Genomic DNA, 23935 nt, shown 5'->3' on the forward strand with positions numbered 1-23935 from the left:
TTCTTATGGGAACCCATCAGCAAGACATTGCACCTGTATCCGTAATCGGCGAGCTCAACTATCTGCTGGACAATGGCATACGTCCGGTCAATTACGCATTCGCGCAGCCCGACGGCCAACCACAACGCACGGGTGTCCTGCAGCCGACTCGGGTCAATATTCATAACGCACGCCTGCTCGACACTCCCGCCACCCTCGATGTGCAAGGCTTTGAGCGAATCGAGCGTCCAAGTGCGGTGCCTGATCTGGAAGACGAAACGCAAGTTCGCCTGCTCTATTACCCCGAGGCTGACGCACTGATTCGCGAGCAAACGGGCGCCATCAAAACCGTGATCTTTGACCACACCATTCGTGTTGATCAGCCTGGCAGAGAGGCTGCAGGAATGCGCGAACCGGTGCGTTATGTTCATAACGACCAGACCGAGCGTTCCGCCGTGCGCCGTGTGCGCGATCACTTGCCCCCGGAAGAAGCCGAGCAACGGTTGCTCAAACGCTTTGCAATCATCAATTTGTGGCGTCCCATCGGGGGACCGGTCTTTACCACACCGTTAGCGCTGTGCGATGCCAGCACCATCGATCCTGCCGACTTCCTGCCCAGCGACCTGGTGTATCGCGACAAAGTCGGGGAAACTTTTTCCGTGCGCGCAAACCCGAATCATCGCTGGTATTACTACCCCCGCCTACGACCTGAAGAAGCGCTGCTGCTCAAGATCTTCGATTCGCGCACCGATGGTGTGGCACGAGCGGGTGCACACACCGCTTTCGATGATCCTTCTACGCCACGTGATGCCCCTCCAAGGCGCAGTATCGAATTGCGTGCATTGGTATTCTTTGCCCAATAGTTCACGACCGTAGTTCTTCTCCCCTTCGGTGCGCCTTCACTGGCGCCCGCTCTCAGTCCTGATCTGTTGATCCGGGTTGCGGCCGCCACGCCCGATCACCTAGCCGTATATTCGCGCACTGAGCCGCCCCCGGGCGACACGATCACACCCGCAAAACCTACGAACCCTGGCGAAGCCAGGATCTGCGTGGCTTTGCTCCCGCGTTGAACATTCCAGGCATATCCATAGCAATAAAGGATATTGGTATATACCAGATTGCCTCGCTATAAATCGCCGCAATCAAACACAGTGCCTTGCGTCCATACGCGACGTCAGGCTGGAGTCGATAGCGATGATTTCTGTAAGGGTAATGCTGGAGTACTTTCATCCCTGGCCTAATTCGGCAGGTTTGTATCTGGCTCGCGAACGCGGCTGGTACCAGGAGGCAGGGCTGGATGTCGAGCTGGTGGTGCATGACCCTTGGCGCGGCGACACCCTGGATCATTTACTGTCCGCGGCTGTGCACTTCGGCGTGTTCCCCAGCAACCGACTGCTCGTACGCCGCAGTCTGGGGCAACCGTTGCGGGGAGTGGCAGCGATCAACCACCGTGGCCTGGAGTCAATCCAGACCCTCACCGATTCGGGTATCCAGCGGCCACGGGACCTGGTGGGACGGCGTCTGGCACTCAATCCAACCCCTCGCGGCCTCGCCATGGTCCGGCATTTGGTGCGGATCGATGGTGGTGATCCCGATGCGCTAATCCTGGTAAATAGTGGTACCCGCGAATTGCGCCCCGAGCAACTGGCTGCCGGTGTCGCTGATGCAAGTTTTGGCGGCTACTGGGCATGGGAAGCGCTAATGTCCAGCCCGGTCGAAGCTGAACGGCGCGTAGTCTGGCCGGTCGATGAGCTCGGAGCACCGGCTTATCACAGCTACCTGCTGGGCGCCCATGAGCGGACGCTGGAAACGCAACCCGAACTGACTCGCGCCTTCCTGGCAGCCACCGCCCGTGGTTACCTGGCCGCTGCTGCCGATCCCGCCAGCGCCCTGCAAGCCTATGAGACTGTCACCCCCTATTTTCCCCGTGAGCTGCTGGCGGAATCACTGCAGAAGATCGCCCCGACCTGGTTACACGAGGGCGCCTGGGGCCGGCAACGGGATGAATTGCTCAAACCTTACGCTCACTGGCTGCAAGACAACGGCGTGCTTGACGATGCCGAAGCATGGCGCCAGGCAACCAGTAACGCCTACTTGCCGGAGACGGTCTGATGGCCACCGTCGAAGCCTTGATGGTGCACGGTTTGAGCCACGAGCCGGTGGCTGCGGACTGGCCGCCACTGGATACCCGCGATGTCGAACAACTGTTGCTCGGCTACCCGCAACTCGGGCCGCTACTCAGCCTCAATTGGCATAGCCCCCGACCATTTTCGGCGGCCAGCCTGGTACAGACTCGCGCCGCAACGGTGTTCATCAAACGCCACCATCAGCGAATTCGCACCCCCGCTTGGCTGAGCGAGGAGCATCGGTTCATGGCGCATTTGCGTCAACGTGGTGTACCGGTGAGTCAGGTATTGGCCGACCGCAACGGCGAAACGGCGGTCGCCCAGGGCGAATGGACGTATGAAGTGCATGGGCTGGCGGAAGGTCAGGATCTGTATCGCGAGTCGTTGTCCTGGACACCGTTTTTCAGTCAGCAACACGCCTGGTCCGCCGGCGCGTCCCTGGCCCGATTGCACCTCGCCGCCAAGGACTATCAGGCCGCACCCCGCCAAACCCCGGTGCTTCTGGCTAACTTCAAACTCTGCACCTGCCAGGATCTGCGTGCCAGTCTGCAAAAGGCCATACACTTGGACCCCGTACTCACCGACTACATGAGTCAGCACGACTGGCGCGGCGAATTGCTGCCGCTGCTACTGCCCTGGCATCGCCAGTTGCAACCGTTGCTTGGCCAGCAGCCCGGGTTATGGACCCACAACGACTGGCACGGCTCCAATCTGCTATGGAGCTCAAGTGCCGTCGACGCAGCGGTGAGTTGCGTGCTGGACTTCGGCCTGTCGGACCGCACATTCGCCCTCTTCGACCTGGCCACAGCCATCGAGCGCAATGGCATTCCCTGGCTGGAGCTGGACGATGGCGGCAGTGCCCAGGCCGCGTTGGATGACATCGATGCCTTGCTGGATGGCTATGCCAGCGAAAAACCCTTGTCCTCGGCCGATCTACTGACGCTGGCAGCCTTGTTGCCACTAGTCCATGTGGATTTCGCCCTGTCCGAAATTGCCTATTTCCAGGGTGTGGTGGGTTCCACCGCCAGTGCCGACGTGGCGTACCACGCCTACTTGTTAGGCCACACGCGCTGGTTTTCCACTGAACCGGGCCAGTCTCTGCTCGATCATTTACGGCGCCTTGCCTTAACCAGGAGTTCTGGATCATGACCGCCACCGCAGCCCCCATCCTGATCAGCCCCGAAACGCTAGTCGGGTACATGGCCGATCCCGATCTGCGAATTCTCGATGCCAGCGTCGAATTGCCGACGCCGCGTTTCGATCAGGATTATCGCGTCGCCAGCGGCCGCGACGGTTGGCTCCAGGCCCATATACCCGGTGCGCTACACGCGGACCTGCTCGAAGAACTGGCCCAGCCTCAGGCCTCATTCAGTTTTGCCCTGCCCTGCGCCGATCACTTCGCCAGCGCATTGGCCAGACTGGGCGTCGGAGCCAATAGCCACATCGTGATTTATGACCGCACCGACGGCTTCTGGGCCGCGCGTCTGTGGTGGATGCTACGCAGCGTGGGCATTGCGGCTCAGGTGCTGGACGGCGGTTTCAATGCCTGGCGTGCTGCCGGTTTGCCTCAGCGCCAGGGCAATGAATCACCCGTGCCAATGGCCGAACTGCGGTTGCAGCAAAGCCCGGGGTTCTGGATTGACCGTCAAGGCGTGCAGGCAGTGCTGGCCGGCGAGCGTCCCGGGGTACTGGTCTGCGCCTTGTCCTCAGCCTTGTTCAGCGGTACCGCCCCAAGCCGCTACGCCCGACGCGGGCATATTCCCGGTAGCCTCAATCTGCCGGCCCGTAACCTGCTGGACCCACAGGGCAAATACCTGCCGAGCACGCAACTGAAAGACCAACTGGGTGACGAGCTGCTCAAGACGCCAGCCCCTCTGGTGCTCTATTGCGGCGGCGGTATTTCAGCTGCCGCAGTGGCCCTGGCGATGACACTGGTCGGACGTGACAACGTCCTCTTGTATGATGGCTCGCTTCAAGAGTGGGCCGCGGATTCAAACTTGCCAATGACCACCGGAGCAACTCCGGCCTGACGCCCCCAGGGCACACATCGCTTTTTCCTGTATTAACAGCACGGCTCGTTCCTGGAGCGCGCCTGGGCACCTGTGCCCGGTGTTCGCCTGTCTCGGGATCGCAATCGTCGAGGAGTATTCATGGATATGCTTTACCGGACGTCCCGCGAGGGAGTATCCGCCCCACGATTCACGCTCAATCTTCTGACCCTGAGCCTGCTGCTGGCCAACACGGTGCATACCGCGCAGGCCGCCGACACCGAACTTCCGGCGGTGACCGTAACGGGCGAGGACACCTCTGGCTATCAGGTCAAAAGCGCTTCAGTTGGCGGTTTCGATGCCACGCCATTGCTGGATACACCGGCGTCGATTTCGGTGATCAACGAGACCTTGATCAACGACCAACAGGCTCGCCTGCTCAGTGAAGTTCTGAAGAACGATGCCTCGGTGGGTGAAAGCTACGCGCCGGTTGGCTACTACGAAAACTTCGTCGTACGTGGCTTCTCCCTGAACTCCGCCAGCAGCTACAAGATCAACGGCCGCACCATCACCGGCGAGCAAAACGTCGGGCTGGAAAACAAGCAACAGGTTGAAGTACTCAAGGGGCTTTCCGGCTTGCAGAGCGGCGTCACCGAGCCTGGTGGACTGGTCAATTACGTGACCAAACGGCCGACCGATGTGCGTTCGGTCACGGTGGCCACTGACGATCGCGGCAGCGGCTACCTGGCGACAGACGTGGGAGGATTCTTCGGCAGCGAACAGCAGTTCGGGCTGCGTGCCAACGTGGCTCATGAAGACCTGCATTCCTACGTCGAACATACCAATGGTCAGCGCGACTTCGCCTCCCTGGCCTTTGACTGGAACATCAGCCCCGATGCCCTGCTGCAACTGGATGCCGAGTACCAGACCAAGGAACAACGCTCGGCACCGGGATATCAATTGCTCGGCGGCTCCAGCCTGCCACACCATGCCTCACCGAAAAAACTGCTGGCACACCAGAGCGGCTCGAAGCCCGTTACCACCGATGCACTGAACCTCAACGGCAGCTTCGAATATCGTTTCAGCGACACTTGGAAAGGCAACATCAGTGCAGCGCGCAGCCGTGTGGTGATCGATGACTACAGCTCGTTCGCCTGGGGCTGCTACGGCTCCGCCAGTTGCGCCGGCGCGGCTGTGCCCAACTACTTCAGCCCGGAAGGCGACTACGACATTTACGACTTCCGCAGCCCTGACGATACCCGCCGCAATGACGAGGTACAGGCTGTCCTCAATGGCGCCTTCGACGCCGGTGGCCTTGGTCACGAACTGAGCGTAGGCACCAGCGCGTTTCGTCGCGTGGTGGATAAACGCGACGCCATCAACGTGATGATCGGCAGCGCCAATATCGATAGCGAGCCGGCAGATTTCGCACGCTACGACGGTCCGCTCAACGACTCTTATCGACGCCTGGACAGCCGCCAGTACGGGCTGTTCTTCAATGACCGGATCAGCTTCAACGAACAATGGCAGACCGTGCTCGGCGGGCGCGAAGTGCGTCTGGATGAGGAGACATTCGACAGCCAGGGCGATACCACCCGACACACTCAACGCTACGTGTTCCTGCCCCAGGCTGCACTGATCTACAAGCCGGTGCAGAACCTGTCGCTGTATACCCGCTACAGCAAGGGCCTGTCACTGGGCGGTGAAGCGGCGTGGTTCACCACCAACGCCTATGAAATCCTCGCGCCCACCGTATCCCGGCAGATCGAGGCGGGCATCAAGTATGACTGGCAACGTATCAGCCTGACCGCAGCGCTGTACCAGATCCGCCAGGCATACCAGTACTCCCGGCCGAATGACGACGGCACGTTCACCTTCACCCAGCAGGGTGAACAGAAAAACACCGGACTGGAACTCTCGGCCAATGGCTGGGCCAGTCAGCGCCTGCAGATTTCGGCCAGTGTCGCGGCGATCCGTGCACGGGTCAGCGACAGCGGCACACCGGCCTATGAAGGTCACCAAGCGATCAACGTGCCGACACTGCGCGCCAGTCTCTACGGTGACTACGCCCTGCCCTGGGTCGAGGGGCTTGCCCTGCTCGGCGGTGTGCAATACAGCGGCAGCAAATACGCCAATCGCCAGGGCGAGGTCGAGACTGGCGCCTATGCCATCTTCAACGTTGGCAGCCGCTACAGCACCCGTATCGACGGTTACGACACCGTGTTTCGACTGACCGTCGACAACCTGTTCGACAAACGCTACTGGCGTGACGCCGGTGAATACATGGGCGATGGCTACCTGTTTCAGGGCGCACCACTGACCGCCCGCTTGAGTGCCTCGATCAACATCTGATAGCTCCCCTTATCGCTTCAGTTGAGGAACACGTTATGTCCGATCTTGAAATCATCGCCGTCGTGCTCAACATCCTCGGCGTCTGGTTGACCGCCCGACGCATCCGCTGGTGCTGGCCTGTCAGTGTGCTGGCGGTGTTGCTGTATGCCTGGATTTTCTATCAGGCCAAGCTCTACTCCGACACGCTGTTGCAGGGCATCTTCGCCCTGCTGCAAGGCTACGGCTGGTGGCGCTGGAGCCAGGGCGGCCTGACCCATGGCAAGGTCCGGGTGGCCAGGCTGCCCTTGCGTGAGGGATTGCTCGGCCTGCTTTTCGGCGCGCTCGGTGCCGTGTTGCTCGGCGCCCTGATGTACGGCTTCACCGACGCCGCAGTGCCCTGGCTCGACGCGCTGCTGACCGCCTTCAGCCTGGTGGCGAGTGTCTGGGCGGCACGCAAGTACGTGGTCAGTTGGTGGCTGTGGATCGTCCTCGACTGCCTGTATGTCGGCCTGTTCCTGTTCAAGGACTTGCGCCTGACGGCCGCGCTGTACGCAGGCTTTGTGCTGCTGGCGGTGTATGGTCTGCGGACCTGGCAACGGGATCTGGCGCGCCAGGGGCTGCAACCGGATGCCGGTGACAGTGTGCTCGCAGACAGCTCGACGGCTGGCGAGCCGATTCGTTAGTGTAAGCAGCTTATCGATGGCGTCCACGGACGCCCTCCCTCATCGATCCGCCAACGGACGCACTACCGAATGCCTTTCGATCCTCTTTCACCACACTACCAGCGGATTCGCGAGCAGATCGCCTACGACATCGCCACAGGTACGCCCCAGGCCGATGAAAAATTTCCCTCCGAGCGGGAAATGATCGAACGCTTCGGTTGTACCCGGGTGACCTTGCGCCAGGCGCTGCAACAGCTGGAAGCCGAAGGTTTGGTGTACCGGGAAAACCGTCGCGGCTGGTTCGTCAGCCCGCGGCGAATACGATACGACCCCACGCGAATCAGCGGCTTCATGGACTATGTCAGTGCCCAAGGCCGTACACCGCGAACCGAATGTCTGCAGGCCGAACTGCGCCCTGCCGGCGCCTGGCTGGCCAGACGCATGAGCCTGAGTTCGGAAGATGAGCCGGTATTTTTCCTCCAACGTCGACGCTGGATTGATCGGCGCCCGGTGCTGCTGGAGTTCAACGCACTGCTGGCGAGCTGGTGTCCGGGCTTGCTCGACGCTGATTTGAACACCTCCCTGACTCGGGTCCTGCGCGAGCGCTTTTCGCGGGTGCAATCACGCTGCGAGCTGGAGATGCACATTGGCACCGTCAACGAGGATCAGGCAGAACTGCTGCAACTTTCCCCAGGCTCGACCAGCGTCTACCTGGAACGCCTGAACTTCGGCGAAGAGGACCAGGCCGTGGAGTTCGACCAGGAATTCTGGCGCCCCGACGCACTGTCGATCGTGATGGAGACCCGTTATCCAGGGAAGACTTGACTCAACAGGCAAGCCGCACGGCCAGGAATGCGCGCGGGATCGCCCTGATTGATCGCGGCACGCGCGTTCCTGTGGTGCAACCTACGAAGGTCCACTTCGATGTAGTGAACACGGTGAGGGACTTTCGCAGCGTCAGCGCCTGACAGGGAATGCCTAGCGAGCCAGGTATTCGGGGGGGATGATCTCGACACTCGCTGTCATACCTGCCGCCAGCTCAACGCCTGGTGGCACCCTATCGATGTGGATACGAACCGGAATCCGTTGCGCAAGACGCCCCCAGGTAAATGTCGCCGCCAAAGCTACCCGAGGAGTGCTGCACGCTGTCCATCTCCCCAATGATCCGGGAAATGGTTAACCGGTTGGCTCGTGAGCCTGCCGATTATCCTTCGGTTGGCCATGCCGCCAGGCTTGCACGAGTGATCCTCGACGAACTGGTCGAAATGCCGCGTGAGCGCTTCAACCTACCCATCTCCGGCAATCCTAAAATTCGTGCGATAGCAAATGCACTGACGCTCGAGCCTTCCGACCGCAGTACGTCAGCCGAATGGGCGAAACGCGTGGCGATGAGCGAAAGGTCGCTGTCGCGATTGATGATTCGTGAGACGGGCCTCACGTTTGGACGCTGGCGGCAGCAGTTGCACCTTGTCGTTGCACTGCGAGAATTGGCCAGTGGTGCGAAGGTGCAGAACGTTGCGGCCGAGCTGGGCTATAGCTCGGTCAACGCCTTTATCACAATGTTCAAAAAAGGCACTAGGGAACACGCCCGCACGGTTGAGCAACTGCACTGCAACTAGTAGCGGAGTCGTACCACCTTAACTGAGAGGCTCGAGGAAAGCGTCTGCCCGTTGTTGCACCGACTCTTTCTGCCTGAACATTTGCTGCCAGGCGAGCTGCGCCTGGACAATGGCGACCGCCTCCAGGACTTTCTGCGTCCAGCGGTCATCCTCCGGATGCACCACGACAACGCGAAACCCATGATCGTTTCCTTCAATCTGCACACCCTCGGAATCATCGACATGCAAATCGATATCGAACGCCGGCGGATATTTCGAAGGCGCATTCAACATCCCATGCACCGTCAGGGCACGGTTGTGCAGCACGCTGTTGACCACGCCGTCGACGCGGATGCCATACAGCAATAACCAACGCCGGATATAGGACGGCGTGCGCCCGGACGACGTGTAGACCCAGATACTGCAGCCCTGGCGGCGCAGCTCTCGGATCAGGGAGCGTGTGCCCATGCGCAACGGCTCACCCAACCAACGATGAACACAGGCCGGCAGCCTGCTCTGCTCGACGGCACAATGGTGAAGTTGGCAGGCGAGCGTGTCATCGATATCGAATGAAATTCGTATGCGTTGCCGCTTGAACAACCGCGTCGGCATAACGCGGCGGATGGCCCGCCCTACCCGGCTGCCGAAGGTTTTGCACCTGGCGAACGCTGGATACCCGCTCATCAATGGCCACCTTGATAAATGGGCAAGGACTTGTCCTTGAGAAAAAACTTCATGGGATCGGGCGCCTGTTCTTCTAAAAAAGCTGCGTATTTTTTCTTGATCTTGGGCAATTCGTACAATGCCTTGACGCCGTGCTTGGCGGAGTTGCGTATGACTGATGACGGATTGAAGTAGCCCTTTGCGTTTTCCAGCGTCAACACGAAAGGAGGCAAACCCGCACGCATGAGCAAATAGCTGACGATGAGCGAGCCACTGCGGTTGTTACCTTCGATGAACAGCTGCGGCTTGCTGAGAATGCGTACATAGACGCCGGCCGCACGCTTCCAGACTGATTCGCTGCGATACGCGCAGTACCAGTTGTACAAGTCCTTGATGCCTCCCTCAACATTGTTGAAGAAATGCGCCTCGGTGGCTGCCAGGTGCTGGGCGTATTCCAACCGGCGCGCCGGATCTCGGCCACACAGCACCGTGGCATTGATCTCCAGCATCAGGTTCAGTTGCTGAAGATCGAACAGGTCGACGCCGCGGGCAACATAGTCGTCAACCAACGCATAACCTTCAAGCACATTCTGCAGCACTTCGTCAGTCAAGGGGTCGCGTGGCTCGGTGAAGTACCGGCTCAGCTCGACGAAGCGGCCCTGAACTTCACGCAGTGCGCGTTCAATTGCAGGTAAATCAAGGCGGTGCGTAACAGGCATTGGTGCTCCTTGAAAACGTTTGGCAAATGTCTACCGGATGCCGCCAAATCCGTTTGGCTTCTGCAGGTATGCGGCCTTGACCGGATGTGATGCTTAGCTGAACTTGCCGCTGATGTAGTCTCCCGTCATCTGTTCACGCGGGTTGTCGAAAATCTGCGTGGTCGGGCCCATTTCCACCAGATAGCCGGTTCGCGTGCCCTGGGAAATGTCCACCGAGAAGAAAGCCGTGGTGTCGGCGACGCGGATGGCTTGCTGCATGTTGTGGGTGACCAGCGCGATGGTGTAGTCCTTCTTCAACTCCACCATCAGTTCCTCGACCCTCCGGGTAGCGATCGGGTCGAGCGCCGAACACGGCTCATCCAGCAGCAGGACTTCCGGCTCGGTGGCGATGGCGCGGGCAATGCACAGTCGTTGTTGCTGGCCACCGGAGAGCGACAGGCCGCTGACCTTGAGCTTGTCCTTGACTTCGTCCCACAGCGCGGCGCCTTGCAGCGCATGCTTGACCCGGTCGCCGATGTCGCCTTTGTAGCGATTGAGGCGCAGACCAAACGCGACGTTGTCGAAAATGCTCATCGAAAACGGGTTCGGCTGCTGAAACACCATGCCGATGTAGCGGCGCACGACCACCGGATCAACGCCCTTGCCGTAGACGTCCTGTCCGAGAAAATGCACGTGGCCCTCGAAACGGAACCCCTTCACCAGGTCATTCATCCGGTTGAGGCTACGCAACACGGTGCTCTTGCCACAGCCGGAAGGACCGATGAACCCGGTGATCTTGTTTTTTTCGATCGGCACATGGCTGTCACGTACCGCCATGAAGTTGCCATAGAAAATCTTGTCCAGTTTGCAGTCCATGACTACAGGCGCCTGGGTGACAAACGGAGCGGCTATTTGCGCAGTGGATACGTTCAAGATCAGATGCTCCCGTTCTTAATATTTGGGCTTGCCGAAAATACGGCTGATGATGTTCACGAACAGCACGATCATCACCAGCACCAGTGAGGCCGCCCACGCGAGTTCAAGTTGGTTGTCGAAAGGCATCCCGGAGAAGTTGTAGATCAGCACCGCCAGCGAGGCGGTCGGGTTCATGACCTCGAGATTGCCTTGGTGGTAAATCCAATAGTTGCTGAACAGCGCGGTAAACAGCAGCGGCGCCGTCTCGCCCGCGGCACGTGCCACAGCGAGCATGACCCCGGTCAGGATGGCCGGCATGCCGGTCGGCAAGATGATTTTCCAGATCACCTGCGAACGGGTGCAGCCCATGCCATAGGCGGCATCCTTCATGATCTTGGGCACCATCCGCATCGACTCTTCCGCCGTCAGCACGACGATTGGCAGCATCAGGACCGCCAGCGCCACGCCACCCGCCGGCGCCGAATACGTACCGGTGGTCATCACCACCAGGGCGTAGGCAAACACCCCGGCCAGGATCGACGGCAGGCCCGTGAGCATCTTGGCGGCAAAACGCGCTGCGTTCCCCAGCTTGCTGTCCGGTCCCAGCTCAGCCAGGAAGATTGCCGCCATGATGCCGACCGGCACCGCGATCGCCGCCGCGATACCGACCATCACGAAGGTCCCTGCCATCGCGTTGCCGAAACCGCCACCCATCTCGAAGCCCGTCGGCGGCAGTTCGGTAAAGACTTCCAGGTTGAGACGCGCGCCGCCGCGGGTAATCAGCATGTAGAGCACGGAGATCAGCGGCACACTGGCCAGTAGCGCACCAGCCCAGACCAGGGTGGTCAAGATCAGGCTTCGCAGGGCACGGCCTTCGAACTTGCGCTGCAGGCTGGGCATCGCGCCTGCTGGAGACGTCAGGTCTGTTGCAGCAGTGAGATCAGTCATCACTTATTACCCCGTTGGGCGTACATCATGATCATCGAACCGAAAATGTTCACGATCAGCGTAATCAACATCAACACCAGGGCGGCATACATCAACACCTCGATCTCGTTCGGCCCGGCTTCGGGGAAGTTCAACGCCAGTAGGGCGGCGAGCGTGTTGGCCGGTGCAAACAGCGAGAGGGAAATGTTGTTGGCATTGCCGACCAGCATGGCCAGCGCCATCGTTTCACCCAGGGCGCGCCCCAGGCCCAGCACCAGAGAACCGAAGATGCCAGTGGCGGCGGAAGGCACCATCACCTTGAGAATCGCTTCCCAATGAGTAGTCCCCATGCCATAGGCGGCCTGCTTGGTTTTCATCGGCACAGCCGTGAGCGCGTCCTGCGAAACGGCGGCAATGGTCGGCAGAATCATGATGGCGAGTACCAGCGCCGCGGGTAACAGGCCTGGACCGCTCAGGGTCGTGCCGAAAAAGGGTACCCAGCCGAGTTCGCTGTTCAACCAGGTTGTCAGCGGCCGAATCGCCGGGATCACCACGTAGATCCCCCACAGGCCATAAACCACGCTGGGAATGGCCGCGAGCAGTTCGACGATGGTACGGAAGATGGCGGCGAGCTTGGGCGGCAGGAAATCCTGGGTCAGGAAAATCGCCATGCTGACGCCGAAAAAACCAGCGATCAGCAATGCGATAAAGGCGCTGTAGAGCGTGCCCCAGATAGCCGGCAGGATGCCGTATTTGCCTTGGTTAACGTCCCAGACGCTGCCCAAAAGCACATCAAAGCCGTGCTTCTCCATGCCGGGAAGTGCCTTGCGTCCCACCTCGAACACCAGCGCAAATACCAACGCCAGAATCAGTACCACGCCGATACGCGCAAGCGCACGAAAGGTGCGATCAACCAGGAAATCCTTCCTCGAAGGTGGTTGGCAGGCAGAGTCCGGATTAACCGGTACGACAAAAGGTTTGTTCATGGGCTGAGTCCGGAACAAGGGGGAAAACTCTCCCGGCGTGGCGCAGACGCACACTCCGAGAGAGACCTCACGGCGTTACTGGATGTTGGCGGACGCTTTGCGAACCTGTTCGACGACCGATTGCGGCAATGGGATATAACCCATCGAATCGGCAATCTTCTGTCCCTCGGCCAGGCTGTATTCGACCATTTCACGCATGGCCTTGGCCTTGGCCGGATTGCCGTTGTCCTTGCGGAAAATCATCCAGGTGTAGGACGTGATCGGGTAGGACTTGGCACCGTCCGGATCAGGCAACCAGGCCACCAGGTTTTCCGGCATCTTCACCGCCGCCAGGGCCTCGGCACCGCTTTCGGCGTTTGGCACGACGTACTGACCGGCCTTGTTCTGCAGTTGAGCGAAGTCAACCTTGGCGAGCTTGGCGAAGCCGTATTCGATATACCCGATCGCGCCCGGGGTTTGGCGCACAGTGGCCGTGACACCATCGTTCTTCGGCGACTTGATGAACTTGTCGCTCGCCGGCCAGTTGACGGTATTGCCCTCTCCCAACGCCTGCTTGAACTCCGGATTGATTGTCGCCAGGTGCTTAGTGAATACCGCAGTCGTGCCGCTGGAGTCTGCACGCACAACAACCGTGATCGGCGTATCGGAGAGTTTCAGATCCGGGTTGGCGGCGACGATCTTCGGATCGTTCCAGCGGGTGATTTTGCCCAGAAAAATGTTGGAATACACATCTCGGGGCAGTTTGAGCCCCTTCGGATTGCCCGGCAGGTTATAAGCCAGCACGATTTCACCTGCGGTCATCGGCAACAACTGCACGCCTTCGGCGACCTTGGCGATATCTTCCTCTTTCATCGCCGAGTCACTGGCGGCGAAATCAACCGTTTTGTTCAGAAAGTCCTGTACACCCGCGCCACTACCCTTGGATTGGTAATCCACAGTGACACCGTCAGATTTCTTGCTGAAATCCTTGAACCAAGTGAGGTAGATCGGTGCAGGGAAACTCGCCCCGGACCCCGTCAGACGGACACTCTCTGCAGCGTAGGACGCCGAGGTGGCACAAAGAGAAACCGCAATGGCGAGCGCAGCAGACTTCATCAAACTTTTCATTAGGGGAACACCTTGTGATTACGGGCTCCCGAACTCTGCACCAGTTTTGTTACGCTCTCGTGAAAGTTGAATGGCAGCAGCACGCTCATTCTCTATATGGCCCAGCACAGGATTTAATGTAATTGGTTCGTAACAAATTACGCCTAACACTTTGCCATCCACCCTCGCGCGAGCCTCCCTCCTATGTCTCCCAGAGAAGCCACCTTAATCCAGCGCGTCCACCGTGAACTGCTTGATCACAGTGATGAAGAGCTGGAATTGGAATTATCCGAAGACGGTCATGACCTGAACGCGCTGTTCGATGAGCACGTAGAGGAAGGTACCGAGAAGGATGCTCGCAGGACCTATTTCAGCGAACTGTTCCGCCTGCAAGGCGAACTGGTAAAGCTGCAAAGCTGGGTGGTCAAGACGGGCCACAAAGTCGTGATCCTGTTCGAAGGGCGTGATGCAGCCGGAAAAGGCGGTGTGATCAAACGTATCACCCAACGCCTGAATCCCAGGGTCTGCCGGGTCGCCGCCCTACCCGCCCCCAACGACCGGGAACGTACTCAGTGGTACTTCCAGCGCTATGTCTCGCACCTGCCGGCGGCGGGCGAAATCGTGCTGTTTGACCGTAGTTGGTACAACCGTGCCGGGGTGGAACAAGTGATGGGGTTTTGCAACGAAGATCAGTACGAGGAGTTCTTCCGTACTGTACCGGAGTTCGAACGTATGCTCGCCCGCTCCGGCATCCAGTTGATCAAATACTGGTTCTCCATTTCCGACCAGGAACAGCATCTGCGCTTTCTCAGTCGCATCCATGATCCGCTCAAGCAATGGAAACTCAGCCCCATGGATCTGGAGTCCCGTCGGCGTTGGGAAGCCTATACCAAGGCCAAGGAAATCATGCTTGAACGCACCCACATCGCCGAAGCGCCGTGGTGGGTGGTACAAGCTGATGACAAAAAGAAAGCCAGGCTCAACTGCATCCATCACCTTCTCGGGCAGATGCCCTACGAAGAGGTGGAAATGCCGGTAATCGAACTGCCGCAACGCGTCAGGCAGGAGGATTATTCCCGCAGCCCCACGCCGCCGGAACTCATCGTGCCTCAGGTCTATTAAGGTCAGCCAAATGGGGGCACGCCGTTAAGGGCTTACGTGCGACTCACAAAACCCAAAGGCGCGATGAGGGGCCCGAAGAGCTGCCGATCTGCTGGACCGGCCTGGACGAGCAGAACCCAACCGGGCGGAATCAGTTATTTAAATTAACCATTGCTCCATGAATCAAATCGACATCTGCTCGCTAGGAGAAAAGTCACCGAGCAACTCAATGAAGGACTGACGCAACCAACGATTAGCCGGGTCATGATGAAAGCGCGTATGCCAATACAGGTGTATGTCATATCCGCAGATAGCCCAAGGCAGCGGGACCAGGCGCACATTGGTAATTTCGGAGAACCGCCGGCCGACTGCCAGTGGGACGGTGGCGATCATGTCGGACTCGGCCACCAGGAACGGCACGCCCATGAACCGTGGCAGGCTGAACCGCACCCGTCGCGTTACGCCGTGGGAGGCCAGCTCCTTATCCAGCACACCCATGCCGCGCCCCTCGGCCTGGACGGCGACATGCACGGCAGCCTGGTATTGCTCGGCGCTTATGGTGTCGCCGATGGTGGGATGATCGCTGCGCACTATGCACACGAAAGAGTGGCTGTACAGCGCCCGATGCCGGATCGAGGTGTTGAGCAAACGAGGGAAATAGCCAATGGCCGCGTCGACCTCGCCAGCGTCCAAGCCCTCTTCCAATTGCTCGGAGGACAACGCCTGAGTGCGAATTCTCAGCTTCGGCGCCGTTTTGTCGAGCATGCGCATCAGCCGTGGCAGGAACACCATTTCACCGATATCCGACATGCACAACACTAACTGGCGATCCGAGTGTTCGGCGACGAATCCCGTGGACGGCAGTACCTCGCTGCTGACCATCTCCAGAATGCGTTGCACCGGCTCGGCGATCTGCAAGGCTCTCGCGGTGGGCTGCATACCATGGGAGGTACGGATGAACAAAGGATCGTCGAATAGCGTTCGTAACTTGCCCAGGGCGAAACTCATGGCAGGTTGACTGAGCCCCATGAGATCCCCGGCCAGGGTCACGCTTTGCTTTTTGCGCAACGCATCGAAGACTTTCAACAGGTTGAGGTCGACGTCCTTGATATCCATATTTTGGATTTTATCTATAAGTGAAATAAGGTTTTCGGATTCTAGGCCGACGCCTAGACTCGGTACAAGATGGTTAACGCGATTAACCGGATTGGCATTCTTATAACAATAACGGAGCACCCCATGCCCAAGAAGCTGCGCAGCAATTTCCCTTACGGGTCCTATTTGTGGGCTGTGCGCGCCGCCCAGTGGCGCGCCTTGGGGATCGATGAGAGCGAGCTGGAGAAACCCAAGATCGCTATCGTGAACTCGTCGTCCAACCTGGCGATCTGTTTCAGCCATCTGGATGGCATCGCCAATGCCCTCAAGCAATCGATACGCGATGCCGGCGCCCTGCCCTTCGAAATTCGTACTGCCGCTCCCAGTGACTTCATCACCGGCGCTGGTGCCGGGGGTGCCTATATGCTCGCTGCCCGCGACCTCATCACCAATGATATCGAAGTCGCGGTCGAAGGCGCTCAACTCGACGGCATGATCTGCCTGGCCTCCTGCGACAAGACCGTACCCGGCCAACTGATGGCCGCCGCCCGCCTGAACATTCCGACGCTGGTGGTGGTCTGTGGCTACCAGCCGAGTGGCGAATACAACGGTAAGCATGTCGATATCGAAGACGTGTTCATCAGTTCCATGCACGTGGTCACAGGCAAGCTACCGGTCGAGGAGTTGGCCGGCATGGCCCGCAATGCCATCAAAGGCCCTGGGGTCTGCTCGGGGATGGGCACCGCCAACTCGATGCACCTGGTGTGTGAAGCCCTTGGCATGGCTTTGCCCGGCAGCGCGCCCATCGCGGCCAACAGCCGGCAGATGTTCGACTTCGTGCACCAAGCCGGCCAACGCATTGTGGAAATGGTCGAAGAAGACCTCAAACCTCGCGATATCCTCACCCCAGAGGCCTTCGCCAATGCAGTGGCGACCATTCTCGCCGCGGGCGGCTCCGTCAATACCATCAAGCATATGCAGGCGGTGGCAGCCGAAGGCGGAGTCGACGTGGACGTCTACCAGCTCTTCAGGGACCTGGGCAAACAGGTGCCTGTGCTGGTTGGCGTACGGCCGGTGGGTGAACATAGCATCGAGCAAATGGAAGCCGCAGGCGGTGGGCGTGGGCTGCTCAAGCGCCTGGAGCCCTTGCTGCATGGCGATGCATTGACGGTCACCGGCAAAACCCTGAGGCAGAACCTGCACGGGGTGATCGTCAGCGACGATGCAGTGATCCGCCCGCTGGACAACCCCTTCGCCACCCAGCCAGCCATCGTGATGCTGCGCGGCAATATCGCGCCCCAGGCAGGCATCGTCAAATACGGCATTGACCCGCAGAAGATGCGCCGCTTCGAGGGGCCTGCGATCTGTTTCGAACGCTCCGCCGATGCCATCGAAGCCTTGCAGGACGGGCGCATCCAGCCCGGCCATGTAGTGGTCATGCGCGGTGCCGGCGTGCGCGGCGGGCCGGCCATGGGCGGCGGCGCCTCGAAAGTGGTGTTCGCCATTGACGGCGCCGGGTTGGGCGACCACGTGGCCATGCTGACTGACGGTCATCTTTCAGGGTTGGTGTGCAAGGGCCTGGTCGTGGCTGAAGTCGCTCCTGAAGCGGCCGTCGGCGGACCTTTGGCGCTGGTCGAGGACGGCGACATTGTCACCATCGACCTGGACCTCAACACCCTCGATGCCAATATCAGCGAAACCGAGATGCAAGCACGGCGGGCCCGCTGGCGGCCTTTGGCGCCACAGTTCGGCGGCGGCTGGCTGGACATCTACCGCAATAACGTGTCGTCCATGGAGCACGGTGCGGTCCTGATCAAACCGCTCGACATCAGCCGTTCGGGAGAACAGCCGCAATGAGATTGCGCGACGACGAGAAAGCCATGCTCGCCGGCGACCAAGGTCCGGCGGTGCAAAAAGCCATGGATTTGCTGGTGCGTTATGGCGAGGCCCTGGACGCAGAATGTCTGGTGGACACGCGCAATGTGGCCGGAACCATCGGTGCCACCACCCCGTTCCTGCGTCAGTACGCCGAGCGCGAGGGTGGCATGGACGCGGTGTTCAGCGAGTTCAATCTCGACAGCGCCGAGGTGGTCAAAATCCCCAAGGTCAAGGTCTTCAGCAGTCACCTGCAGCAAGGCATCGACCCTCGGCATGCCGAACGCCAAGGCATCTCGCCGGATGTGGTGCGCATTTATGAAACCGGCCAGGCCTACAGCAGCGGCCTGGGTGTGCAACCGTTGAATACCTGCACGCCCTATCAAGTCGGCAACGTACCGGTGAAAGGCGAGCACTGCGCGTGGATGGAATCCTCCGCCGTGATCTACATCAACTCGGTACTCGGCGCGCGCACCAATGCCGAGGGCCGCGAAAGCACCGGCGCAGCGATGCTGACCGGCAAGATTCCCTATTGGGGACTGCACCTGGACGAGAACCGTCGCGGTACCCACCTGATCCAGTTGGATATAGACGTGAGCACCACGGCCGACTGGGGACTGCTCGGCTACTGGGTCGGTGAACAGGTGCAGGATTGCATCCCGGTCATCGAAGGCGTGAGCCATCAGCCCAACCTGGCGCGTCTCAAGCACTTTGGCGCGGCGGCGGCTTCCAGCGGTGGCGTGGAAATGTACCACCTGGTCGGGGTCACACCTGAGGCCCGCACTCGCGAGCAAGCGTTCGGCGCCTCCCGGCCTTCAGCCACGTTGCGCTTTGGTGAAGCCGAACGGCGCTGGGCCTACGAGCAAGTCAACGTCACGGCGCGCGATGCACAAGTCGATTTCGTCATGCTCGGCTGCCCGCATTACAGCCTCGAACAAATCTGGGAAGTCTGCCAACTGCTGGAAGGCCAGCGCCTGAGTGCGAACACCGAGCTCTGGATATTTACCGCCGCGTCGATCAAGCAACTGGCAGACGTGGCCGGTTACACCCACATCATTGAGCAGGCAGGTGGGCATGTGATGACCGATACCTGCTCGGCAATCGGCAAGGTGCTGCCCAAGGGCACGCGCGTGGCGGCCGTGGACTCGGCCAAGCAGGCCCATTACCTGCCGGCGATCATGGGCATCCAGGCGTGGTTCGGCACCACCGCAGAATGCGTCCAGGCGGCCATCGATGGCCGTTGGAAAGGAGTACTGAAATGAGCGCAACCTTTACGCTCCGAGGCCGCAAGGTTGTCGGCGGCTGCTTCGAAGGCGAAGCCTTGGTGACCCGTGACCGCATCTCCGGCTGGGGTGGCATCGACCCGCGCAGCGGCACTGTCATCGAGACGCGCCACGAGCTCAAGGGCATCAGTTTCGCCGGCAAGGTCCTCGTGTTTCCCGGCGCCAAGGGGTCTTCCGGCTGGTCCTCGCAGTTCCATGTCGCCCGTCTCGCTGGCGTCGCGCCTGGCGCCATGTTGTTCAATGAAATGACGGCGAAAATGGGCCTTGGTGCCGTTGTCGTCCATGCACCAGCCATGACCGACTTCAACGAGGACCCGCTGAACCGGATTCGCACCGGGGATTGGGTCCGCGTCGATGCCGACGCCGGGACCGTCGAAGTGATCCCGCGTCAATCGCGTACCGATCTATCCACACAGCCACGGCCGCCCGGCCTGGAACGAACGCGAAACCCGTCGTAACCCGAATATGACTGCCGAAACACCTGCTCCCGTGGCCCTCGGTCAACGGGCTCGGGCTCGGCTACCCTGTTGACACCTCAAAGGTAGTTTTATGGCTCATGTTATTCGCACGGTACGCCGTACCAGCGCCCCCACCGCCCAACGCTTGCAGGCCGACGTCTGCATCGCCGGGGCCGGTATCTCCGGTATTTCAGCCGCCCTCGAGGCCGCCGCGCTCGGCAAGCGCGTGGTGCTGTTCGACGCCCTGCCGATGCTCGGCGGCCAAGCGGTCGGCTCGATCATCGGCACCTTCTGCGGACTGTTCTCCAATGGTCCGAACCGCCAACTGCTGACCCATGGCATTGCCGACGGTATCCTTCGCGACCTGGGTGCCTCGGGAGACTTGCACCAGGCCATCGGGCCATTGACCACAGTGGTTTACTACGACGAAGTCGCCCTCGGTCGCTGGATTGGCCAAAAGGTGCTCGACGCAGGCATCACCGTAGTGCTCGGTGCGGTGTTACGTGATGTAGTGCGCGAAGGCACGCGGGTCCAGGAAGTGGAGTTGGCCACACGCTATGGCGACGTGCGCGTGGCGGCCAACGGTTTCATCGATGCCAGTGGTGATGCGGCACTGGTGTGGAACGCGGGACTCGCCTGTCGCGAGCCGGATACGCCAATCTATGGCACCCAAATGTTCGTCCTTGAACATATCAACGAAGCCCACTTGCCCACCCGTGCGCAATTCACCGAACGGGTCAAGCAAAAGGCCAAGAGCTACGGGATCGAACGCGATGACGGCTTGTTCTTCCAATTTCCTGGACGCGGCACGGCGGCCTTCAACATGACACACATCGAAACGCCCCTGGACCCCGTCGCCGCCTCTCACGTCGCCATCGCCGGGCGCCAGCAGGTGGACCAAGTGATCCACTTCCTCCAATCGGAGTACCCCGAGGCTTATGGCAAGGCCAAAGTGCGGGCGTATGCGTTGCCAGGCATTCGCCAGACTCGCTGGATCGTCGGACACCACCATCTGACAACTGACGAAGTGCGGGCTGCGACGATATTCCCGGATGCGGTAGCACGTACCTCCTGGCCGGTGGAATTACACGGCAATACCAGCGGTTACCAGTGGGAGCCCTTTGGTGACGATCACATCCACAGCGTGCCGCTGCGCAGCATGCTTCCCCAAGGCAGCGATAACCTGGTCGTCGCCGGCCGCTGCATAGACGCCGATGCAGCCGCGCTGTCGAGCGTCCGCGTGATGGGGCCGTGTATCGCGATGGGGGCCGCCGCCGCTCATGCGCTGGATCTCGCAGGCCCCGACGGCAGGTTGAGTGACATACCCGCCCAGGCATTGCATGAGAGGCTGGCGTTCAATCTGGAATAGTTTCAAGCGGTTCGACGCGCCCGCCGTGCAGAGCGGGCGCCACTCCAACAACAATAAAAAATGCAGTGGAGAACGCACATGTCACAGCCCCGTACCCTGGATGTCGCGGCACTTATAGAAGGCCGCAAGTTGTCACGCTTCAACTACGTGGTGATTCTGGTCTCGGTATTGATCACCTTCCTCGACGGCTTCGATTTGCTGGTGCTCTCGCACACCGCCTCCTACATCGCCGATGAGGTCGGCCTGGACAAGATCCAACTGGGTGAAATCTTCTCCATCGGCCTGTTGGGCATGATGCTGGGCGGTTTTTTCTTCGGTTATCTGGGTGATCGCATCGGACGGCGTCCCACGATTCTGTTCTCCACGTGCTCGTTCGGCCTGTTGACGCTGCTGTTTGTCATGGCCGACAGCTACGAATCGCTGATGGTCCTGCGTTTTTTCAATGGCTTCGCCCTGGGCGCCATGCTGCCATTGTGCTGGGCCCTGAACATCGAGTTCGTCCCCAAGCGTTATCGCTCCACAGTGGTCACTGTCATCATGGTCGGGTTCAGCCTCGGCAGCGCGATGGCCGGCCCGCTGACGGTGTGGCTGGCGCCGCATATCGGCTGGCAGGGCGTGTTCGTGTTCGGCGGCGTGGTCACGCTGTTCGCCTGGGTGCTGTTGTGGTTCACCCTGCCTGAATCAGTTCGTTTCCTGGCCAGCAAGCGTAAGGCACCGGAGAAAATCGCGGCGATTCTCAAGCGCATGGATCCGCAGCTGGATGTGCGCCCCACTGACCAGTTCGTCCTGTTGGACGAGCCGGATATCGGTCGCCAGGCATTTCGAGTCAGCCAGTTGTTCATCGGTCGCTTGAAATGGATCACACCCATGATCTGGCTAGGCTACTCCGCCAGTTCCATGGCCATGTACTTCCTCGCCTCCTGGAGCCCTCTGGTCTATCAATACGCCGGATTCGATCGCGCGACAGCGTCGTGGGTCAGCTCCATAGCCTCGTTCAGCGGCGCGATGGCGGGCCTGGCGATGATGCGCTTCGTCGATACCCGTGGACCGTACATGGTGATGATCTATCCGCTGCTGGCCTTGCCCTTCCTGCTGGTACTGGGCATCACCGGCATGCAGGGCACCGCGTTCCTGATGCTGAGCCTGGTCGGCGGCGTGTTCGTCAAAGGCTCCCACTATGGAATCCTCAGCATTGCCGGGATCTTCTACCCCAGTGCCATTCGCGCCAATGGCGCCGGCTGGGCCACCTCCATCGCCAAAATCGGCTCGATCCTAGGTCCATTGCTGGGCGCTTATGTACTTAACAGCGGCCTGCCGGTGGTCAAGAGTTTCCTGGTCCTGGCGATCTGCCCTGCCGTGCTGGCAGCCTGCGCGTTTGTCATCGGTCACCTGACTCGCCGCCACCCGGCAGCAGCCCCGTTGCCCGCCTCATCACAAACCTGAACGTCCCCGGCTGATTCACAACGCCTGAAGCAGGCAGCCCTTACCGCGTCGTCATCGGCGCGGTCAGGCAACGCTCGTCCTGAATAAACCTACTTATCCTGAGACCAATAAAAATGAACAGGAATCTCGCCCTCGCCACAGCCCTGATGCTCTGCGGCCAAGTCACCTACGCCCATGCGGATTTCATCAAAGACAGCAGCGCGACGCTGACGACGCGCAACTTTTATCTGAATCGCGACTTCCGCCAGAGCGGTGCCCCTCAGGCCAAGGCCGAAGAATGGACTCAGGGCTTCATCGCCGAACTTCAGTCTGGATACACCGACGGCACCGTTGGCTTCGGGCTCGATGCCCTGGGTGAACTGGGGATCAAGCTCGACTCCGGCCCGGGCCGTCGCGGCACCGGTCTGCTGCCCTATGGCCCTGATAGCAACCAACCCGTGGACGATTACAGCGAACTGGGCCTGACGGCAAAAATGCGCGCGTCAAAGACCCAGCTCAAAGTGGGGACCCTGATGCCGATTCATCCGCTGGCGTATTACAGCGATACCCGACTGTTGCCCTCGACCTTCACTGGCGCCTACCTGACGTCCGGTGAACTCGACAACCTGACTGTCACCGCAGCGAGACTGACCAAAGCCAACGGCCGCGACTCAGCCGGTAACGACGACATCGGCTATTCCGGCCAAAGCAGCGATCACCTGGACCTGCTCGGCGGCGATTACACCATTGGCAAACAGCTGACCCTGCGCTACCACCACGGCGAGCTGCAGGACATCTACCGTCAGCAGTTCGCTGGCCTGATACATGTACTGCCCCTGGGCGAGGGCGTAAGCCTGCGCTCCGACCTGCGCTATGTCGACAGCAATGACATTGGCGTCGGGAAAGCCGGGAAGATCGACAACCGCAACTTCAACGGCCTGTTCACCTTGACCGTCGGGGCCCAGCGCTTCTCCGCAGCGTTCCAGCGCCTGTCGGGCGAAAGTGCGTTTCCTGTCATCGATACCGGCACCCCCTATGTGGTGAACCTGGTCACCTACAACTCTTTCATCAAGGCCAACGAGAAATCCTGGCAGTTGCGTTACGAATATGACTTCGCCGCACTCGGCATACCCGGCCTGACGTTCATGACCCGTTACGTGAAAGGCGACGATATCCGCACGCGCGCCGTCACTGACGGCAGTGAATGGGAACGTGACACCGACCTGACTTACGTCTTCCAGAGCGGTGCCCTGGAAGGCCTGAACGTGCGTTGGCGCAACCTCACCTTCCGCTCCGGAGATGGCCTGACCCAGCAGCTCGACGAGAATCGCCTCATCGTGGCTTACACCTGGAAACTGTGGTGAGTCCCATCC

Annotated in this window: 22 protein-coding genes and 1 pseudogene; 15 read left to right on the forward strand and 8 right to left on the reverse strand. The window is 60.1% G+C overall.

The genetic code is table 11. From position 1 onward, the window contains the following. Positions 1 to 5: 5 nt before the first annotated feature. The 7 genes from DTP52_RS22260 (at position 6) to DTP52_RS22290 (ending at position 7911) form a co-directional block, all read left to right on the forward strand. Positions 6 to 842, forward strand: a complete 837-nt coding sequence (locus DTP52_RS22260; protein WP_109755269.1) for a CmcJ/NvfI family oxidoreductase — start codon at positions 6 to 8, stop codon at positions 840 to 842. Positions 843 to 1173: 331 nt separating this feature from the next. After that, positions 1174 to 2091 (forward strand): ABC transporter substrate-binding protein, encoded by a 918-nt coding sequence (locus DTP52_RS22265; RefSeq protein ID WP_109755270.1) that lies wholly within the window; start codon positions 1174 to 1176, stop codon positions 2089 to 2091. Then, entirely contained in the window at positions 2091 to 3254 is a 1164-nt protein-coding gene (locus DTP52_RS22270; protein ID WP_162893814.1) for a phosphotransferase enzyme family protein, read from the forward strand. Before DTP52_RS22265 ends, DTP52_RS22270 begins: the two co-directional genes overlap by 1 nt. Beyond that, positions 3251 to 4135, forward strand: a complete 885-nt coding sequence (locus DTP52_RS22275) for a sulfurtransferase (protein WP_109755271.1) — start codon at positions 3251 to 3253, stop codon at positions 4133 to 4135. The genes DTP52_RS22270 and DTP52_RS22275 overlap by 4 nt, the downstream gene beginning before the upstream one ends. A gap of 120 nt (positions 4136 to 4255) precedes the next feature. Beyond that, a complete protein-coding gene (locus DTP52_RS22280; protein WP_109755272.1) occupies positions 4256 to 6445 on the forward strand; it encodes a TonB-dependent siderophore receptor in 2190 nt (729 codons plus the stop codon). Between the two features lie 35 nt (positions 6446 to 6480). Then, positions 6481 to 7107, forward strand: a complete 627-nt coding sequence (gene pnuC / locus DTP52_RS22285; RefSeq protein WP_109755273.1) for a nicotinamide riboside transporter PnuC — start codon at positions 6481 to 6483, stop codon at positions 7105 to 7107. 69 nt (positions 7108 to 7176) lie between these two features. Further along, on the forward strand, positions 7177 to 7911 hold the full coding sequence (locus DTP52_RS22290; protein ID WP_109755274.1) for a UTRA domain-containing protein: 735 nt from the start codon (positions 7177 to 7179) through the stop codon (positions 7909 to 7911). 153 nt (positions 7912 to 8064) lie between these two features. Here DTP52_RS22290 and DTP52_RS31415 read toward each other — a convergent pair. Continuing rightward, positions 8065 to 8205: pseudogene (locus DTP52_RS31415) on the reverse strand (efflux transporter periplasmic adaptor subunit); the annotation flags it as partial. A gap of 53 nt (positions 8206 to 8258) precedes the next feature. On the opposite strand from DTP52_RS31415, the gene DTP52_RS22305 reads away from it, so the two are divergent. Next, positions 8259 to 8705 (forward strand): helix-turn-helix domain-containing protein, encoded by a 447-nt coding sequence (locus DTP52_RS22305; protein ID WP_240337728.1) that lies wholly within the window; start codon positions 8259 to 8261, stop codon positions 8703 to 8705. Positions 8706 to 8723: 18 nt separating this feature from the next. On the opposite strand, the gene DTP52_RS22310 is transcribed toward DTP52_RS22305, so the two are convergent. From DTP52_RS22310 to pstS, 6 genes are all read right to left on the reverse strand, one after another. After that, complete coding sequence (locus DTP52_RS22310; protein WP_371925616.1) at positions 8724 to 9368, reverse strand: hypothetical protein; 645 nt, start codon at positions 9366 to 9368, stop codon at positions 8724 to 8726. Then, positions 9368 to 10066, reverse strand: a complete 699-nt coding sequence (locus tag DTP52_RS22315) for a hypothetical protein (protein ID WP_109755275.1) — start codon at positions 10064 to 10066, stop codon at positions 9368 to 9370. Before DTP52_RS22315 ends, DTP52_RS22310 begins: the two co-directional genes overlap by 1 nt. 93 nt (positions 10067 to 10159) lie before the next feature. Further along, positions 10160 to 10921, reverse strand: a complete 762-nt coding sequence (gene pstB, locus DTP52_RS22320; RefSeq protein WP_025214260.1) for a phosphate ABC transporter ATP-binding protein PstB — start codon at positions 10919 to 10921, stop codon at positions 10160 to 10162. A 75-nt stretch (positions 10922 to 10996) separates the two neighbouring features. Beyond that, complete coding sequence (gene pstA / locus DTP52_RS22325; RefSeq protein WP_109755276.1) at positions 10997 to 11908, reverse strand: phosphate ABC transporter permease PstA; 912 nt, start codon at positions 11906 to 11908, stop codon at positions 10997 to 10999. After that, positions 11908 to 12873, reverse strand: a complete 966-nt coding sequence (pstC, locus tag DTP52_RS22330; protein ID WP_109755277.1) for a phosphate ABC transporter permease subunit PstC — start codon at positions 12871 to 12873, stop codon at positions 11908 to 11910. The genes pstA and pstC overlap by 1 nt, the downstream gene beginning before the upstream one ends. A 75-nt stretch (positions 12874 to 12948) precedes the next feature. Next, on the reverse strand, positions 12949 to 13980 hold the full coding sequence (pstS, locus tag DTP52_RS22335; RefSeq protein WP_109755278.1) for a phosphate ABC transporter substrate-binding protein PstS: 1032 nt from the start codon (positions 13978 to 13980) through the stop codon (positions 12949 to 12951). Positions 13981 to 14163: 183 nt separating this feature from the next. Here pstS and ppk2 point away from each other — a divergent pair, with 183 nt between their 5' ends. After that, complete coding sequence (gene ppk2, locus DTP52_RS22340) at positions 14164 to 15081, forward strand: polyphosphate kinase 2 (RefSeq protein WP_109755279.1); 918 nt, start codon at positions 14164 to 14166, stop codon at positions 15079 to 15081. A gap of 162 nt (positions 15082 to 15243) precedes the next feature. On the opposite strand, the gene DTP52_RS22345 is transcribed toward ppk2, so the two are convergent. After that, positions 15244 to 16176, reverse strand: coding sequence for a LysR family transcriptional regulator (locus DTP52_RS22345; protein WP_109755280.1), 933 nt, complete (start codon positions 16174 to 16176; stop codon positions 15244 to 15246). Positions 16177 to 16299: 123 nt separating this feature from the next. On the opposite strand from DTP52_RS22345, the gene DTP52_RS22350 reads away from it, so the two are divergent. The 6 genes from DTP52_RS22350 (at position 16300) to DTP52_RS22375 (ending at position 23926) form a co-directional block, all read left to right on the forward strand. Continuing rightward, complete coding sequence (locus tag DTP52_RS22350; protein WP_212802259.1) at positions 16300 to 18012, forward strand: dihydroxy-acid dehydratase; 1713 nt, start codon at positions 16300 to 16302, stop codon at positions 18010 to 18012. After that, positions 18009 to 19292 (forward strand): aconitase X catalytic domain-containing protein, encoded by a 1284-nt coding sequence (locus DTP52_RS22355; RefSeq protein ID WP_109755281.1) that lies wholly within the window; start codon positions 18009 to 18011, stop codon positions 19290 to 19292. Before DTP52_RS22350 ends, DTP52_RS22355 begins: the two co-directional genes overlap by 4 nt. Beyond that, on the forward strand, positions 19289 to 19771 hold the full coding sequence (locus DTP52_RS22360; RefSeq protein ID WP_109755282.1) for an aconitase X swivel domain-containing protein: 483 nt from the start codon (positions 19289 to 19291) through the stop codon (positions 19769 to 19771). Before DTP52_RS22355 ends, DTP52_RS22360 begins: the two co-directional genes overlap by 4 nt. A gap of 91 nt (positions 19772 to 19862) precedes the next feature. Then, positions 19863 to 21140 carry an FAD-dependent oxidoreductase gene (locus DTP52_RS22365; RefSeq protein ID WP_109755283.1) on the forward strand — a complete coding sequence of 426 codons (1278 nt, stop codon included), beginning with the start codon at positions 19863 to 19865 and terminating at the stop codon, positions 21138 to 21140. 78 nt (positions 21141 to 21218) lie between these two features. Continuing rightward, positions 21219 to 22583: an MFS transporter gene (locus DTP52_RS22370; RefSeq protein ID WP_109755284.1), complete on the forward strand. Its 1365-nt coding sequence runs from the start codon at positions 21219 to 21221 to the stop codon at positions 22581 to 22583. 113 nt (positions 22584 to 22696) lie between these two features. Further along, positions 22697 to 23926 (forward strand): OprD family porin, encoded by a 1230-nt coding sequence (locus tag DTP52_RS22375; RefSeq protein WP_109755285.1) that lies wholly within the window; start codon positions 22697 to 22699, stop codon positions 23924 to 23926. Positions 23927 to 23935: the final 9 nt, after the last annotated feature.

The organism is Pseudomonas sp. 43mfcvi1.1 (assembly GCF_900115935.1).
Lineage (GTDB): Bacteria > Pseudomonadota > Gammaproteobacteria > Pseudomonadales > Pseudomonadaceae > Aquipseudomonas > Aquipseudomonas bijieensis.